General features: G+C 57.5%; 10 protein-coding genes and 2 tRNA genes. 9 read left to right on the forward strand and 3 right to left on the reverse strand.

Translation table 11 applies throughout. From position 1 onward, the window contains the following. Positions 1–143: 143 nt before the first annotated feature. The 3 genes from WMO20_RS11180 to WMO20_RS11190 all read left to right on the forward strand — a co-directional run bounded on the left by WMO20_RS11180 (position 144) and on the right by WMO20_RS11190 (position 2,904). Positions 144–956 (forward strand): DUF6551 family protein, encoded by an 813-nt coding sequence (locus tag WMO20_RS11180; RefSeq protein ID WP_349186890.1) that lies wholly within the window; start codon positions 144–146, stop codon positions 954–956. Between the two features lie 24 nt (positions 957–980). Then, positions 981–1,166 (forward strand): hypothetical protein, encoded by a 186-nt coding sequence (locus WMO20_RS11185; protein WP_154265485.1) that lies wholly within the window; start codon positions 981–983, stop codon positions 1,164–1,166. A gap of 139 nt (positions 1,167–1,305) precedes the next feature. Further along, the gene (locus WMO20_RS11190) at positions 1,306–2,904 is read left to right on the forward strand and encodes a recombinase family protein (protein ID WP_154265486.1); all 1,599 of its coding nucleotides are present in this window, start codon (positions 1,306–1,308) and stop codon (positions 2,902–2,904) included. Between the two features lie 179 nt (positions 2,905–3,083). On the opposite strand, the gene WMO20_RS11195 is transcribed toward WMO20_RS11190, so the two are convergent. Beyond that, positions 3,084–3,159: transfer RNA gene (locus WMO20_RS11195), tRNA-Ala, on the reverse strand. A gap of 292 nt (positions 3,160–3,451) precedes the next feature. Beyond that, a complete protein-coding gene (locus WMO20_RS11200; RefSeq protein WP_349186891.1) occupies positions 3,452–5,059 on the reverse strand; it encodes an MBL fold metallo-hydrolase RNA specificity domain-containing protein in 1,608 nt (535 codons plus the stop codon). Between the two features lie 214 nt (positions 5,060–5,273). On the opposite strand from WMO20_RS11200, the gene typA reads away from it, so the two are divergent. The 6 genes from typA to WMO20_RS11230 all read left to right on the forward strand — a co-directional run bounded on the left by typA (position 5,274) and on the right by WMO20_RS11230 (position 13,665). Then, positions 5,274–7,097, forward strand: a complete 1,824-nt coding sequence (gene typA, locus WMO20_RS11205; RefSeq protein WP_349186892.1) for a translational GTPase TypA — start codon at positions 5,274–5,276, stop codon at positions 7,095–7,097. Between the two features lie 463 nt (positions 7,098–7,560). Continuing rightward, a tRNA-Asn gene (locus WMO20_RS11210) sits at positions 7,561–7,637 on the forward strand. Between the two features lie 321 nt (positions 7,638–7,958). Next, positions 7,959–10,343 (forward strand): peptidase domain-containing ABC transporter, encoded by a 2,385-nt coding sequence (locus tag WMO20_RS11215; RefSeq protein WP_112091703.1) that lies wholly within the window; start codon positions 7,959–7,961, stop codon positions 10,341–10,343. A 165-nt stretch (positions 10,344–10,508) separates the two neighbouring features. Beyond that, positions 10,509–10,964, forward strand: a complete 456-nt coding sequence (locus tag WMO20_RS11220; RefSeq protein ID WP_112091704.1) for a hypothetical protein — start codon at positions 10,509–10,511, stop codon at positions 10,962–10,964. Between the two features lie 2 nt (positions 10,965–10,966). Beyond that, entirely contained in the window at positions 10,967–12,079 is a 1,113-nt protein-coding gene (locus WMO20_RS11225; protein ID WP_308564402.1) for an HlyD family secretion protein, read from the forward strand. 65 nt (positions 12,080–12,144) lie between these two features. After that, positions 12,145–13,665 (forward strand): Ig-like domain-containing protein, encoded by a 1,521-nt coding sequence (locus WMO20_RS11230; RefSeq protein ID WP_349186893.1) that lies wholly within the window; start codon positions 12,145–12,147, stop codon positions 13,663–13,665. Between the two features lie 85 nt (positions 13,666–13,750). Here the strand turns inward: WMO20_RS11230 and glmS are convergent, their stop codons facing one another. Further along, a complete protein-coding gene (gene glmS, locus WMO20_RS11235) occupies positions 13,751–15,571 on the reverse strand; it encodes a glutamine--fructose-6-phosphate transaminase (isomerizing) (RefSeq protein WP_349186894.1) in 1,821 nt (606 codons plus the stop codon). Positions 15,572–15,723 lie beyond the last annotated feature (152 nt).

Here is a 15,723-nt window from a genome sequence, read left to right on the forward strand (position 1 = left end):
GCGGTACACGCAATGATCCAGCGGCTGGAATACAGCTTCACGTTTAACCCCAGCCTGCTCACCATCCCGAAGCGTAAGCAGCAGGTTGCGGAAATCCTGAAAGAAGCCGAAACGTACATCTGGAGGATCAAGGAGGAAATGCGATGCGCCTGAAAGACAACAACAATCCCTTCATCCATGTCAACCCGCCGTACCAGCTCATGGTCATCCACAGCAGCAAGCTGGTCTACCCCCGCGAACTGTATCAGCGCGGCGTGGAGCGCAAGCGTGTGGAACTGATCGCCGCCCACTTCAACGAATATGTGGCAAACGAGCCGAAGGTCAGTTTCCGCAACGGTCAGTTCATCGTAACGGATGGGCAGCACACCATCGAGGGGCGCATCCTCCGCAACGGCGGCAAGGATCTGCCGATTCTCTGCAAGGTGTACACGGGCATGACCGTGGAGCAGGAAGCCCTGCTCTTTGCCGAGCAGAACGGCTTCTCTGCGCCGCTGACGGCAGGCATCAAGCTCCGTGCCAAGGTGGTGGGTGGCGATGCCATTTCCAAGGCGTTTCTCGCAGCCACCAACCGGGTGGGATTGAGCCTCAATTATGACAGCCAGCAGCTGACCGATTACCGCATCGGCTGTGTTGGTACGGCTTTCCGGCTCTATAAGCAGATGGGCGAACCGCTCTACTGTGAAACGATGCGGCTGATCGTGGCAGCATGGGAGGGCAAGCCTGATTCGTTCCGGGCATCTGTCCTGCGGGGCATGATGCACTTTATGGAACTGTATCACGGTGAGTTCAGCGAGGAACGGCTGATCCGTGCGCTGCGCAGCGTTCACCCCATGGAGATTTATCGCAGTGGCATGGACAATCCTGCCAAACTGCCCGGATGGAAGAAATACGTTTTTCCCATCTATATGGCCTACAACGGCAAGTGCCGCAAGGATGCCCTGCCGATGAAATTCTGATAAATCAAAGGAAAGGGCACTACAATGATCGACAAGTTTTCTCAGGTCGCAGGAAATCTTCCTGCGACTGACAGTGATGCTAACCGGCAATATCTGGTAATCAATGGCTATCCTGTTGTTTTCAGTTTTTCCAAAGAACCCAACCCGGAAGCATTTGAACGCATTCGGAACATCCTGCTTGCCACCAGCTATACGAAGAAGGTAGGTTGACATCATGGACGAATGCAGAATCAAACGCTATACTGAGTGCGGTAACGGGCGATATTACAAACCGAGCCATTGCCGGACGTTCTTTGACAACGAAATAAAGCCTATCCCCACTTTTTATGATGAAAGTGAGGAATTTACAATGACAAAAAATAACAATCGCGTGTGCTGCTTGTACCGCGTTTCCACCGATAAGCAGGTGGATTTCAACTCCAACCATGAAGCAGACCTGCCCATGCAGCGAAAGGCTTGCCATAAATTCGCTGAATCGAAGGGCTGGGTCATCGTCCATGAAGAACAGGAAGAAGGCGTGTCCGGCCACAAAGTCCGGGCCGCCGCCCGCGACAAGCTCCAGATCATCAAGGACTATGCCCGAAAGGGCAAGTTCGATATCCTGCTGGTATTCATGTTCGACCGTATCGGTCGTATCGCAGATGAAACGCCCTTTGTTGTGGAATGGTTTGTACGGAACGGCATCCGGGTATGGAGTACCCAAGAGGGTGAGCAGCGTTTCGACAACCACACTGACAAACTGCTGAACTACATCCGATTCTGGCAGGCGGACGGAGAAAGCGAAAAGACTTCCGTCCGTACCCGCACCAGTCTGCGCCAGCTTGTAGAAGAAGGTCACTTCAAGGGCGGAAATGCGCCTTATGGCTATGACCTTGTACGGAGTGGGCGTATCAACAAGCGCAAGCATGAACTGTACGAACTGCACATCAACGAGCAGGAAGCTGCCGTAGTGCGGATTGTCTTTGACAAGTATGTGTATGAGGGCTATGGTCCACAGCACATTGCTACCTATCTGAACAATTCTGGCTATCGTGCAAGGTCCGGAAAGTGCTGGCACCCATCCAGTATTCGGGGGATGGTGCAAAACCTGACCTACACCGGCGTTCTCCGTTGCGGGGATGCACGATCAGAATTGATGCCGGATTTGCAGATTGTCCCGCAGGAACAGTTTGAAAACGCACAGCGCATTCGGAATGAACGCTCTGTGCGCTCAACTGCGGAAGCCGAAAATCGTCTTCCTTTGAACATCCATGGGAAGTCGCTGCTTGCCGGCAACGCTTACTGCGGACACTGCGGTGCAAAGCTGGAACTGACCAGCAGCCGTAAATGGCGAAAAATGGCAGATGGTTCGTTAGACGATACGCTGCGTATTCGCTATACCTGTTACGGAAAGCTCCGCAAGCAGACCAACTGCACCGGGCAGACGGGATATACCGTCCACATTCTGGATGAGATCATTGATAAAGCTGTCCGCCAGATTTTCTCCAAGATGAGGGGTATCCCCAAAGAGCAGATCGTTACAAAACGCTATGAAAAAGAGAATGCGGAACGCAAGAATCATCTGCAAGACCTTCAGACACAGCGGAACAAGGCAGAAAAAGACCTGTTGGCACTGAAAACCGAGGTTTTAGCTTGCATCAAAGGTGAAAGCGTGTTACCGAGAGAAACCCTTGCCGAAATGATTACAGCGCAGGAAGAGAAACTCACGGAGCTGGAAAACCTTTGCGAAGCGGCCAGTGAAGAACTGGAGAAAACGGCAGAGCTGATGGATAAAGTGTCGCGGCTGTATGATGAACTGATTTCTTATGCTGACCTGTACGACAGTGCAAATTTTGAAGCGAAGAAGATGATCGTCAACCAGCTCATCCGCAGGGTAGACGTTTATCGCGGATACCAGATCAACATCTCGTTCAACTTCGACCTTACTCCGTACATCGAGGGAGAGTGATACGTTCGCCTGCAAAACAGTCGGGCATCGAACCAGTATTTTCAAAAACAACCAAACAGCAAGAATTGGGGGTTGCCGTCCATGCGCCTGCAAAATCAGGCATTTGGCTGATTCTCGATGCAACCTCTAAGAAAGCAAAAAGAAAAGCACCATACTTCAAACGAAGTACAGTGCTTTTTTGGTGGAGAATAGCGGGATCGAACCGCTGACCTCTTGCATGCCATGCAAGCGCTCTCCCAGCTGAGCTAATCCCCCATAAAATCCAAGAAGCGAACCTCTTGGATGGAGTTTTTTGTTAGGAATTTGATTGTCGCAGGACTATCTGACTGGGGGTGTGTTTTGATACCAACCGGGCTCCCAGCTGAGCTAAACCCCCAGATGTCTGGCCTGTTGCCTGACGACATGGGTTATTATACCAGCCGGAGGGGCGCTTGTCAACGGTTTTTTACAAAAATCTATTCTCTTTTTTCAGCGGCGCAGCGCACCCGGAAGCTTTTGACGCAGCTGCGTTTTTCCCGGGGCTGCTCTGCCGCAAAAGACTGCCGCATTACCTGTCCCATTTGTCACACAGGGCGTTGATCTGGTCGGCAAATTTTGCCAGATCCTTATTTGCGCCGCCCTCGTTGTGCTCGATGACCCGCAGCAGGCGCTTACCGGCGCTGACCAGCCGCTGGAACACGGTAGCGGCGCGGTTTGCACCCTCGCCTGTCCTCTGCTCCACGCGGACTTTCGTGCCCTCCTGCAGGCAGACTGCGCCCTCGGCACCGATCGCCCACTGCGCACCGTTGTAGGGCGCACAGGCGGTAAAGCCCTGTTCGGTCAGGGTAGCCACAAAGCGGTTCTCCACCTCGTCCTCGCCGTGGATCACGAACACCCGCCGGGGCTTTTCTGTAAAGGCGTTCACCCAGCGCAGCAAGCCGTCTTTATCGGCATGGCCGGACATTCCGGTCAGCTGGCAGATCTCTGCCTTCACCTCGATGGGCTCGCCGAACAGCTTGACCAAGTCCGTTCCTTCAATGAGGGTGCGTCCCAAGGTGCCCACCGCCTGAAAGCCCACGAACAGGATGGTGCATTCCGGCCGCCACAGGTTGTGCTTGAGGTGGTGGCGGATGCGTCCGGCTTCGCACATTCCGCTGGCGGACAGGATGACCTTGGGCGTGCGGTCGGTGTTGATCATGCGGGAGTCCTCGCTGGTCACGCTGATGCGCAGCCCCGGCACGTTGATGGGGTCGATGCCCTTTTCCAGCAAAGCGCGGGTCTGGGCGTCAAAGCAGCCGGGGTCTGTATCCCGGAAGATGCGGGTGGCTTCGGTGGCCAGCGGGCTGTCGATGTAGACCGGGAAGTTGCCGTGCCCTTTGACCAGTCCTTTTTCCTTGATCTCCCGCAAAAAATACAGCATCTCCTGCGTGCGTCCCACCGCAAAGCTGGGCACTACCACGTTGCCGCCCCGGTCAAAGGTGCGCTGCAAAATTTTTGCCAGCTCTGCCACATAGTCCGGCCGGGGGTCATGGTTGCGGTCGCCGTAGGTGGACTCCATGAACACATAGTCCGCCTGCTGGATATAGGTGGGGTCTTTGATGATGGGCTGCTCCAAATTGCCGATATCGCCGGAGAACACCAGCTTTGTGGTGGTGCTGCCCTCGGTGATCCACAGCTCGATGCTGGCAGAGCCCAACAGGTGTCCCACGTCCACAAAGCGTGCTTCGATACCCGGGGCAAGCTGGATGCGCTTGTCGTACTCCACGCCCCGGAACAGGCGGCAGGCGGCTTCGGCGTCCTGCACGGTGTACATGGGCTCTACCGGCTCTGCGCCGGAGCGCTTGCCCTTGCGGTTTTTCCACTCGGCTTCAAACTCCTGAATATGCGCCGAGTCCCGCAGCATGATGCCGCACAGCTCCACGGTGGGGATGGTGGCGTAGATCCTGCCCCGGAAGCCGTTGTGCGCCAGCAGCGGCAAAAGGCCGGTATGGTCGATATGGGCATGGGTGATGAGCACAAAGTCGATCTCGCCGGGGGCTACGGGCAGGGGCTGGTTCTCGTACACATTTTTGCCCTGCTCCATGCCGTAGTCGATGAGGAATCGCTGCCCTGCCGCTTCCAGCATGGTGCAGCTGCCGGTCACCTCGTGGTTCGCGCCTAAAAACGTAAGCTTCAATGCAGAACACCTCCGGTTCGTTTTATAGCTTTAGTATAGCATATTTTTAAGGTACACGCCGCACAAATCTGCGGAAAGTTTACGGGCATAATGCTGAATTGCAGAAAAAATTTTTATACAATCTTGACAAACCACCCTGTTCTGTTATAAACTTAGGTTTGTATGACGTTCGTTCGTATTTTATGAGTCTTTTCAAATAGAGAGGTAGAAATTTATGGTTCGTAACGATTTGCGCAACGTTGCCATTATCGCTCACGTTGACCACGGCAAGACCACGCTGGTGGATGCCCTGCTGCGTCAGAGCGGCGCTTTCCGCGACAATCAGGCCGTGGCCGAGCGCGTGATGGACAGCGGCGATATCGAGCGTGAGCGCGGCATCACCATTCTGGCAAAGAACTGCTCCTGCACCTACAAGGGCGTCAAGATCAACATCGTCGACACCCCGGGCCACGCCGACTTTGGCGGCGAGGTAGAGCGCGTGCTGAAGATGGTCAACGGCGTGCTGCTGCTGGTGGACGCTGCCGAGGGCTGTATGCCCCAGACCCGCTTTGTGCTGCAGAAGGCTCTGCAGCAGAACCTGAGCCTTGTGGTGGCCATCAACAAGATCGACCGTCCCGATGCCCGCATCAAGGAAGTCATCGACGAGGTGCTGTACCTGCTGATGGATCTGGGTGCTACCGACGAGCAGCTGGAGTGCCCCATGCTGTTCTGCTGCGGCCGTGACGGCACCGCCAGCTTGGACCCGGATGTGCCGGGCACCGACCTGATCCCCCTGTTCGACACCCTGCTGAGCACCATCAAGCCGCCGGAGGGCGACCCTGAGGCTCCCTTCCAGATGCTGGTCTCCTCTGTGGACTACAACGAGTTCGTGGGCCGCATCGGCATCGGCCGTATCCAGAACGGCGTTGCCAAGGTGGGTGAGGAAGTGGTCGTGTGTGACTGGCACAACCCCGACCTGAAGATGCGCGGCCGTCTGACCAAGCTGTACGACTTCCAGGCCAACGGCCGTCAGCCGTGCGACAACATCACCGCAGGTGATATCGTGGCATTCTCCGGTCTGCCGGACGTGACCATCGGCAACACCCTGTGCAGCCCCGCTCAGATCGAGCCGCTGCCCTTCGTCAAGATCAACGACCCCACCGTGGAGATGACCTTCTCGGTCAACGACAGCCCGCTGGCTGGCCGCGAGGGCAAGTACGTCACCAGCCGTCAGATCCGCGACCGTCTGCAGAAGGAACTGCTGAAGGACGTGGCCCTGAAGGTGGAGGACTCCGCCACCACTGATTCCTTCCGTGTCATGGGCCGTGGTGAGATGCACCTGTCCATCCTCATCGAGACCATGCGCCGTGAAGGCTACGAGCTGCAGGTATCTCCCCCGCACGTTCTGACCAAGGTCATCGACGGCAAGACCTACGAGCCCATGGAGCACGTTGTCATCGACGTGCCCACCCAGTATCAGGGCGCTGTCATGACCGGTCTGGGTCAGCGCAAGGCACTGCTGCAGCAGATCGAGTCTCTGGGCACCGACCGTGTCCGTCTGGAGTTCCGTATGCCCAGCCGCGGTCTGTTCGGCTATCGCAACCAGTTCCTGACCGATACCCACGGCGAGGGCATCATCAACCAGATCTTTGACGGCTACGACGTCTGGGCTGGCATGATCGCCAACCGCTCCACCGGTTCTCTGGTCAGCTTTGAGACCGGCGAGGCCGTCACCTACGGTCTGTTCAACGCCCAGCAGCGCGGCACCCTGCTGGTGGGCCCCGGCGAGAAGGTGTACGAGGGCATGGTCATCGGCTACACCGCTTCCGGCGAGGATGTGGACGTGAACGTCTGCAAGACCAAGCACCTGACCAACACCCGTTCTTCCGGCTCCGACGACGCTCTGCGCCTGATCCCCATCAGCAAGCTGAGCCTGGAGGGCTGCCTGGAGTTCCTAGCACAGGACGAGCTGCTGGAGGTTACCCCGGAGAATCTGCGCATCCGCAAGCAGATCCTGAACCACGACCAGCGCATGAAGGCCAAGAGCAAGCTGAAGTAATTTCAACTTATAATAGCAGCGCAGAAGCACCCACGGGCGTTTTTGCGCTGCTTTTTTGTCAGTTACCCCCTCAGTCAAAGCCTGTCGGCAACCGGCTGGAACTCCCCCAGTCTCGCTGCGCTCGACAGCCCCCTCTAAGATGGGGCCTTTGGCATGGCGGCAAGGTTTCTTGCTAAAGTGCAAAGTTCCCGGGCGCGCCAGAGGCTCCCTCTCCGAGGGAGCTGTCACGGCGCAGCCGTGACTGAGGGAGTTTGCGTGCCAGTACCCCCCTCAGGCGCTACGAGCCACCCGTTCCCCCTTTTGTCGCTATGCGACATTTTCCCCCGGCCGGGGGAAATCTGTCCCCAAGGGGTGAAGGCTTTCGCTCCGGGGCAGGCTGCAAAATTTGATTTCCGAATTTTTGCAAAAAAGGCTTGCAAAAGCGCGGTGACTGCGGTATAATATCTCTCGCAGTCACTGTTATGCCTCTTTAGCTCAGTCGGTTAGAGCACCTGACTGTTAATCAGGGTGTCGCCTGTTCGAGTCAGGCAAGAGGCGCCAGCAAAGCGATGGATGTTTTTCCATCGCTTTTTTGTTTTTCTGTATCTTTTTTTCACGCATTCTTAACGGTTCTTAAAAAATATCGCCTTGAAGAACACTAGTGGATGTGGTATACTTTTATAAGTTTATAGATGTAGAAAAGCTGCATGGCTTTCCCGCATCCGCAGACAGGCGCTCCTCCGGTCAGAAAGCTGCCGTGCAGGAGCGCAGTTTTTTCGTTGGTCAAATCAGCAGGCAGGCCGGCGGCTCTGTGCGGCAAGCACGGGCGGCAGGGCGGCTTTGTGTCGTTTGAATAAATCTGTAGAATAAAAGGAAACATCTATGCGTTATACCTACGTCCGGCAGCACGATACCACCGACTGTGCGGCTGCCTGTCTGGCCATGGTGTGCCTGCACTACAAAAAGGAAGTGACCATCACCCGCCTGCGGGATATGATGGGTACCGACCTGAAAGGCACTAACCTTGTCGGCCTGCAAAAAGCCGCCAATGAACTTGGCTTTACCACCGCCGCAGTCCGCGTGGACCGCGAAAACTTCCTGAGCGACTTCTCGCTTCCCTGCATTGCACAGGTGATCACCGATCAGGGTCTGGCTCACTTTGTTGTGGTGTTCAAAAAGACCACCATCAAGGACGAAGGCGCGCGCCGCAAGCATATGCTGCAGGACGCCGAGACCCGCAAGGAAGAAGAGAAAAAGGGCAAAAAGCATAAGTGCAAGGATTACGTCATCATCGGCGACCCCGGCACGGAGCTGAAAAAGATCAGTCTGGACGAGTTCTACAAGAACTTTACCGGCGTGCTGCTGCTGCTGAACCCCACCTCCGAGTTCAAGGGCGGCAAGCTTGGCAGCAGGGACGGTAAAGACGGCAAGGACGGTAAGGACGGCAAGAGCGGCAAGTACGGCATGATGAAGCGGTATATCGACCTGCTTCTGCCCCAGAAAAAGCTGTTCTTCTACGCCATCCTCAGCTCGGTGATCACCACCATTCTGGGCATCGCGTCCTCCATGTTCAATAAGATCCTGATGGACGAGGTGCTGCCCTACGGGCTGAATAACCTTTTGGTCACCCTGATCCTGGTGTTCAGCGTGGTCAGCATCACCAGCACGCTGATCGGCTTTGTGCGCCAGTGGGTGCTGATCCATCTGTCCATCAAGATCGATATCCCGCTGATGCTGGGCTACTTCGGGCACATCTTCAACCTGCCCATGAAGTTCTTTGCCACCCGCAAGACCGGTGATATCACCACCCGTTACTCGGACGCTGACACCATCAAATCCATCTTTACCAGCATTGCGCTGAGCCTTGTGATGGATATCTCCATGGCAGTCATCACCGGCATCATCCTGTTCCGCATGAACGCCATGCTGTTCTCCATCTCGCTGTTCATGGCACTGGTCAGCATCCTGCTGGTGCTGGTGTACAAGCAGCCCTATAAGCGGATCAACGAAGAGAGCATGGCACAGTCTGCAGCGCTGAACAGCCAGATGATCGAGAGCCTGCGCGGCATCGAGACCGTCAAGTGCAACGCCAACGAGCAGACCGAGCTGGATAATCTGGAACGCGAGTACATGAAGAGCCTGAAGATCAGCCTGCGCTCCAGCCGCATCAGCACCACGCAGGGGCTGATCTCCTCCTTCATCTCCACCGGCTTCAGTATGCTGACCACCTATGTGGGCATCAGTCAGGTGCTGAACGGCGAGATGACGCTGGGCGGCTTTATGGCATTCAGCACCCTGTCCAGCTACTTTACCTCCCCCCTGAGCAACCTGATCGGCCTGCAGATGCAGATCCAGGAAGCCAGCATCTCCATGAAGCGTCTGACCGAGATCATGGACTACCCCGCTGAGAACGAGACTGCCGAGGGTATGGAGCAGAGCGAGATGGAAAAGGTGGAGGGCGACATCGAGTTCAAGGACGTCACCTTCCGCTACGGCAACCGTGCCCCGGCACTGGATCATGTCAGCTTTACCATCCCCGCCGGCAAAAAGGTGGCGCTGGTGGGCAGCAGCGGCAGCGGCAAATCCACCATTACCAAGCTGCTGCTGAAGTACTACGACCCCGAGGACGGCGAGATCGATGTGAACGGCGTGAATCTGGCGGAGTACAGCAGCCACTCGGTGCGCCGCGCCATCGCCTATGTGCCCCAGAACGTTGAGCTGTTCAGCAAGACCATCTACGACAACATTCGCATCTCCCGCATGGACGCTACGCTGGACGAGGTGAAGGAAGCTGCCAAGAAGGCTGACGCGCACGAGTTCATCCGCCACCTGCCGCTGCAGTACAACACCTATCTGGAGGAAGCCGGCAACGGCCTGTCCGGCGGTGAGAAGCAGCGCATCGCACTGGCGCGTGCCTTCCTGAAGGACTCCAACCTTTACATTCTGGACGAGTCCACCAGTAATCTGGACTTTGCCACCGAGACGCTGATCTTCAACATGATCTACGAGCAGCTGGCAGACCGCTCCATGCTGATCGTGGCGCACCGCCTTTCCACCATCCGTGACTGCGACCTGATCCTTGTGATGGATCACGGCAAGATCGTGGAGCGCGGCAACCATGAGGAACTGATGGCAAAGGATGGCCGCTATGCCGAGCTGTGGAATATGCAGCAGGGCATCTTCCGCAAGCGCAAAGCCGAGCCTGCTCCGCAGGCAGTTGCCGCTGTGGTGGAAGAGGACGACGACGGCGAGTCCATCACCTACTGACCGCACCGCATCCGCAGCCCTTGCCCGGATGCAGCATAAGCTTTTTTCCCGCCCGGCGGGAAACCGAAGAATGCCTCGTTATGGTGTGCCCGGAGGCAGACGCTTCCGGGCACCTTTTTGTTCCGGCTTACATTGAAAAAATAACAGGATTAGGGGTAATTTACTATGAACGAGATCAAAGTTGCTGAAAACAAGACCCTCAAGCTGACCAATGTTCTCTCCCGCGTTGTGCAGCCCGAGGAGCTGGCAAACCTGCCGGTCATCCTGACCCAGATGCAGAACTTTATGAAGAGCAACGGCGCACAGCCCATCGGCCCGCTGGTGCAGGCTATCGTGGAAGGCACCGGCCCGGACCATATGCCCGTCATGTACATGATGCAGCAGGCCACCCAGATGATCACCCAGATGGAGCCCGGCTACCACATGGACGCTGTGCTGCGGGTAAAGAACTGCTTGTACGCCCACTTTACCGGCCCTCTGGCCTTCAACCAGCTGGCCACCGCCAAGCTGCAGGTCCTGGCTTTTGAAAACGATATCAAGCTTAGCGGCAACAGCTACACCATCTACGTCAATCAGGACGAGGACGACGGCGTGATCGACGTGTTTATGGAGACCAAATAATTATGACAACGACCATTCAGAACCTTTCGGATCTGCAGGACCGCCGGATCATGATGGACAAAAAGCTGCCCCCTTACGGGTACGCCTTTGTCATTCTGACCGGGCTGTTCATGATCTTTCTGGTGATCTGGAGCACCCAGACCAACCGCATCTATGTCAGCCAGAACAGCGGTGTGGTGCAGGCCGCCAACAAGACCTACATCATGTCCAGCTACTCCGGCTCCATTACCGAGCTGTATGTCTCGGAGGGCAGCTATGTGAACGAGGGCGACCTGATCGCCCGGCTGAAGAGCACGGATCTGGATATGCAGAAGGACACCCTGCAGAGCCAGCTGGATATCTACCAGAAGCAGCTGGATCAGTACAACAAGCTGCTCAAGTGCATTCAGGACGACACCAACTACTTCGACGAGACCAGCGCTGAGGATCAGCCCTACTACTACCAGTACCAGACCTACAAAAGTCAGGTAGCACAAAAGACCTTTGACGCTTCTACCTATCAGGCTGCCGGCTACTCCGACACCCAGATCAAGGCTTTGATGGAGCAGAACCAGAGTGAGCTGGAGTCCCTATACTACTCCACCATGCAGTCCATCTCCCAGAGCATCAACAGCGCACAGGTCAATGTGGACAACCTGCAGGCGCAGATGGATTCTTTGAACACCGGCGCCAACGATTACTTCATCTATGCGCCCACCTCCGGCGTGATCCACATGGACACCCCCTACAAGGAGGGCATGGTGCTGAGCGCCGGCTCTGCAATGGCTACTATTGCCAGCGAGAACGACGATCTGGAGATCGTGGCTATGGTGTCGGTGAACGACCGTCCCCTGCTGCACGTAGGCGACCCCTGCAAGATCGCCATCACCGGCCTGTCGGAGTATTCCTACGGCACGCTGACCGGCACCGTCACCTCCATTGACAGTGATGTGACCTCCAGCAGCAGCACCTCCTACTACAAGATGACCATCAAGCCCGATGCCACCTATGTGGTGAGCCGCAGCGGCGACAAGGTGGATCTTGCCAACGGTATGAGCGTGACCGCCCGCGTGGAATACGATCAGGTCACCTATTTTGAGTATGCCATGGAGGCACTGGGCGTGCTGTTCCGCTAAAAGCGGACTGCACAGCACGGCAGGATGCCCCCCCTTTTACACCACCCCAAAGAGGTACAAACAACATGATTCGAACCGCAAAGAAACTGGCCGCCTGTGTGCTGATGCTGGGTGTGCTGGTATGCGGCACCGCCCTGAGCGCTGCCGCCGCCGGCCTGCCTGTTGAAGCGCAGAACGGCGTTTCACTGCCCTGGTCCAAGGATGTCCCTGCCGAGAGCATTTCCACCGGCAGCTACTCTGCCAATATGCTGCTGGGCGCTTCCCAGCAGCTGTCCCCCGTGGTCAAGCCCAGTTACAGCACCGACTCTGTGGTCTTTTTGACCGATGACAGCAGCGTGCTGACCGTAAGCAGCAGCGGCGTGGTACAGGCTGTGGGCGTTGGCACTGCCACCATTACCGCAGCCGCCGGCAACCAGATCTGCGCCTACACCATCGTGGTCTCCATGGACTCCTCCATGATCGTGACCGAGATGGACCTTTCCCTCTCCTCCAACACCATCTATGTGGGCAACTCGGTGTCGGCTTCGCTGCAGGTGCGCCCCAGTTCCGCTTCCAACTACGCCACCGTCACCCTGACCTCCTCTAACGAGAAGATCGCCACGGTGAACAGCTTTGGCCGCGTGACCGGCGTAGCGCCCGGCACTGCCACCATTACCGCTGCCTGCGGTTCGGTGGTGGCCACCACCACCGTTACGGTGCTTGCCCTGCCCACAGACTCCACCGGCACAAGCGGCACTACGTCCAGCAACAGCGGGCAGGTGATCACCCCCAGCACCAACTACATCGTGCTCAAGCCCGGTGCCACCCGCACCATCACGGCTAAAGCCACCCCTGCCAGTGCATCCCAGTCCTTCACCTTCAAGTCCGGCAACAGCAGCATTGCCACGGTCAGCCCTTCGGGCGTGGTCACGGCGGTGGGCACCGGCTCTACCTCCATTACCATTTCCAACGGCAAGGCCACTGCCATGGTCACGGTCATCGTGAACCGCTCGGCAGATGCTTCCTCCGGCAGCGATAACAGCAATGCCGGCACCAATACCCCGGACGACAACGCCTCCATCCCGCTGGACCCTGTGGTGCAGACCATTCAGGACAGCACGGAGGATCAGGTGGTGTTCAACCAGTCTGAGGTGCCCATCGTGACCGGCGAGATTCTGAACGCCCTGCGCACCACCGGCAAGACCCTGTGCGTGGTGGGCGACGGCTACACCATGAACGTTTCCGGCAAAAACGTAAAGAGCACCATCAGCGAGATCGACACCGCCATCACCTTTACCGAGAGTGAAGAGGGGCTGGAGTTTGAGCTGGACAATGGCCGTGCCCTTCCCTGCGCGGTGCAGCTGGAGCTGGATGTGAGCACCTACTCCCGCCTGTACCTGTACAACACCATCAGCAACAAGTGGCAGTACCTGAACAGCTACAAGGACGGCGTGATCACCGCCGACACTGCCGGCCGCTACCTGCTGACCAACCAGAACCTGCGGTTCGGCAATATCAACTGGTCCTTCTTCATCGCCGGCGGCGTGGTTGTGATCCTGATCGCCGTGGTCTACATCGCGTTCAAGAAGCGCTACTGGTTCTGGTAAGCGCCCCTGTTCTTCCCGCATATAGCAAGCCGCCCGCTGCACACCATTTCGTGCAGCGGGCGGTTTTGTGTTCTATTCTTCCCTGTTACTCCACCGTTACGCTCTTGGCAAGGTTGCGGGGCTTATCCACGTCGCAGCCGCGCAGCACCGCCATGTAGTAGGCGAACAGCTGCAAGGGCACGATGAGCTGCAGCGGCATCAGGATGTCGTCGTACTCGTCCAAGCGGATGACCTCGGTGGCAACGCCCTCCGGCACTTCCGCGTCCTTGGTGGTGAACAGCAGCACCCGTGCGCCGCGGCTGCGGGTCTCCTTGGCGTTGGAGATGGTCTTTTCGTAGACGTTTTTCTGGGTCGCCAGTGCGATGACCGGCACGCCGTCCGTGATCAGGCTGATGGTGCCGTGCTTCAGCTCGCCTGCGGCGTAGGCATCCGAGTGCACATAGCTGATTTCCTTCAGCTTCAGGCTGCCCTCCAGCGAAAGGGCGTAGTCGAACCCACGCCCGATGAAAAAGCAGCTCTGGGTGTTCACATAGCGGCTGGCAAGGTACTTGATCTGCTCGCAGTCCGCAAGGCGGGGCTTGATGACCTCGGATGCGTGCAGCAGCTGGGCGGTGTAGTATTTGGTCTTTTCCTCGGTCAGCTGCCCGCGCGCGTAGGCCAGGCGCAGGGCAAACAGGTACAGCACGCACAGCTGCACCATATAGGCCTTGGTGGACGCCACCGCGATCTCGGGCCCGGCGTAGGTGTACATGACGTAATCCGCCGCCCGGGCGATGCTGCTGCCCACCACGTTCACGATGGCAAGCACCGGCACGCCCCGGCTCTTAGCCAGCTTGAGGGCGGCAAGCGTATCGCTGGTCTCGCCGGACTGGCTGATGATGATGACCAGATCCTCCGGCTTCAGGATGGGGTCGCGGTAGCGGAACTCGCTGGCGATATCCACCTCTGCAGGCACCCGCGCCAGCGCTTCGATGGCGGTCTTGCCCACCATACCGGCGTGCATGGCTGTGCCGCAGCCCACCAGATGCACTGTGCCGATGCTGCGCAGCTTTTCGTCCGTCAGTTCCGGGATGCGCAGCTCCGGCAGACTGTTCTCCACCCGGGGGCTGACCGTTGCCGTGATGGCGGCGGGCTCCTCGTTGATCTCCTTGAGCATAAAGTGGGGGTAGCCGCCCTTTTCGGCTGCTTCCATGTCCCAGTCTGCGGTCAGCTTTTCGCGCTCCACCGCCTCGCCGAACTCGTTATAGAAGCGGATGCCCTGTGCCGTGCACACCGCCATGTCCCCTTCTTCCAGCACGCTGTAGCTGCGGGTGTACTTGAGCAGCGCCGGGATATCCGATGCCACAAAGTTTTCGCCCTCGCCCCAGCCCACGATGAGCGGGCTTTCCCGCTTGACCGCAAAGATGGTGTCCGGGTAGTCCTTGAACAGCACCGCCAGCGCGTAGCTGCCCCGCACCTTGGCAAGCGCAGCCTGCAAAGCCTGCAGCGGCTCGCCCTGATAGCAGCTGTCGATGAGCTTTACCAGCACCTCGGTGTCGGTCTCGCTGGTAAAGGTGTAGCCTTTGGCGATCAGGCGCTCCTTCAAAGCGCCGTAGTTTTCAATAATGCCGTTGTGCACGATGCTGACCCGGGGCGTGGAGTGCGGGTGGCTGTTCACATCGCTGGGCTCGCCGTGGGTCGCCCAGCGGGTATGACCGATGCCGCAGCCGCTCTGGGGCAGCGCCAGCTCTTCCAGTTTGCTGCGCAGGGTGGAGAGCCGCCCCTTGCTTTTGACCACGCGGATGCCGTCCCGCTGGGTAAGCGCCACACCGGCAGAATCGTACCCGCGGTACTCCAGCTTTTCCAAACCGTCCAGCAGCACCTGCTGGGCGCTGCGCATCCCGACATAACCTACAATGCCACACATACAAAATACCTCCAGACCGACTGCGGCGCGCCGAAATGCGCTGCTGCACAGTCAGTTTCCTCTATCAAAGTCTATGTTCTTGTATGGCTTTCTTTGCAGGGTTCTGTTCCGGTATTGCTGCCGGTTTTTGCCCTGTTCTGCGGCTGGTATAG

This window comes from Faecalibacterium intestinale (assembly GCF_040096575.1).
Lineage (GTDB): Bacteria > Bacillota > Clostridia > Oscillospirales > Ruminococcaceae > Faecalibacterium > Faecalibacterium intestinale.

What these genes read in the sequence shown, in the direction of transcription:
- WMO20_RS11225 (WP_308564402.1), top strand. Translation starts at nt 10,967, where the DNA reads ATGACAACGACCATTCAGAACCTTTCGGATCTGCAGGACCGCCGGATC.
- WMO20_RS11215 (WP_112091703.1), top strand. Translation starts at nt 7,959, where the DNA reads ATGCGTTATACCTACGTCCGGCAGCACGATACCACCGACTGTGCGGCT.
- WMO20_RS11220 (WP_112091704.1), top strand. Translation starts at nt 10,509, where the DNA reads ATGAACGAGATCAAAGTTGCTGAAAACAAGACCCTCAAGCTGACCAAT.
- WMO20_RS11190 (WP_154265486.1), top strand. Translation starts at nt 1,306, where the DNA reads ATGACAAAAAATAACAATCGCGTGTGCTGCTTGTACCGCGTTTCCACC.
- glmS (WP_349186894.1), bottom strand. Translation starts at nt 15,571, where the DNA reads ATGTGTGGCATTGTAGGTTATGTCGGGATGCGCAGCGCCCAGCAGGTG.
- typA (WP_349186892.1), top strand. Translation starts at nt 5,274, where the DNA reads ATGGTTCGTAACGATTTGCGCAACGTTGCCATTATCGCTCACGTTGAC.
- WMO20_RS11230 (WP_349186893.1), top strand. Translation starts at nt 12,145, where the DNA reads ATGATTCGAACCGCAAAGAAACTGGCCGCCTGTGTGCTGATGCTGGGT.
- WMO20_RS11185 (WP_154265485.1), top strand. Translation starts at nt 981, where the DNA reads ATGATCGACAAGTTTTCTCAGGTCGCAGGAAATCTTCCTGCGACTGAC.
- WMO20_RS11180 (WP_349186890.1), top strand. Translation starts at nt 144, where the DNA reads ATGCGCCTGAAAGACAACAACAATCCCTTCATCCATGTCAACCCGCCG.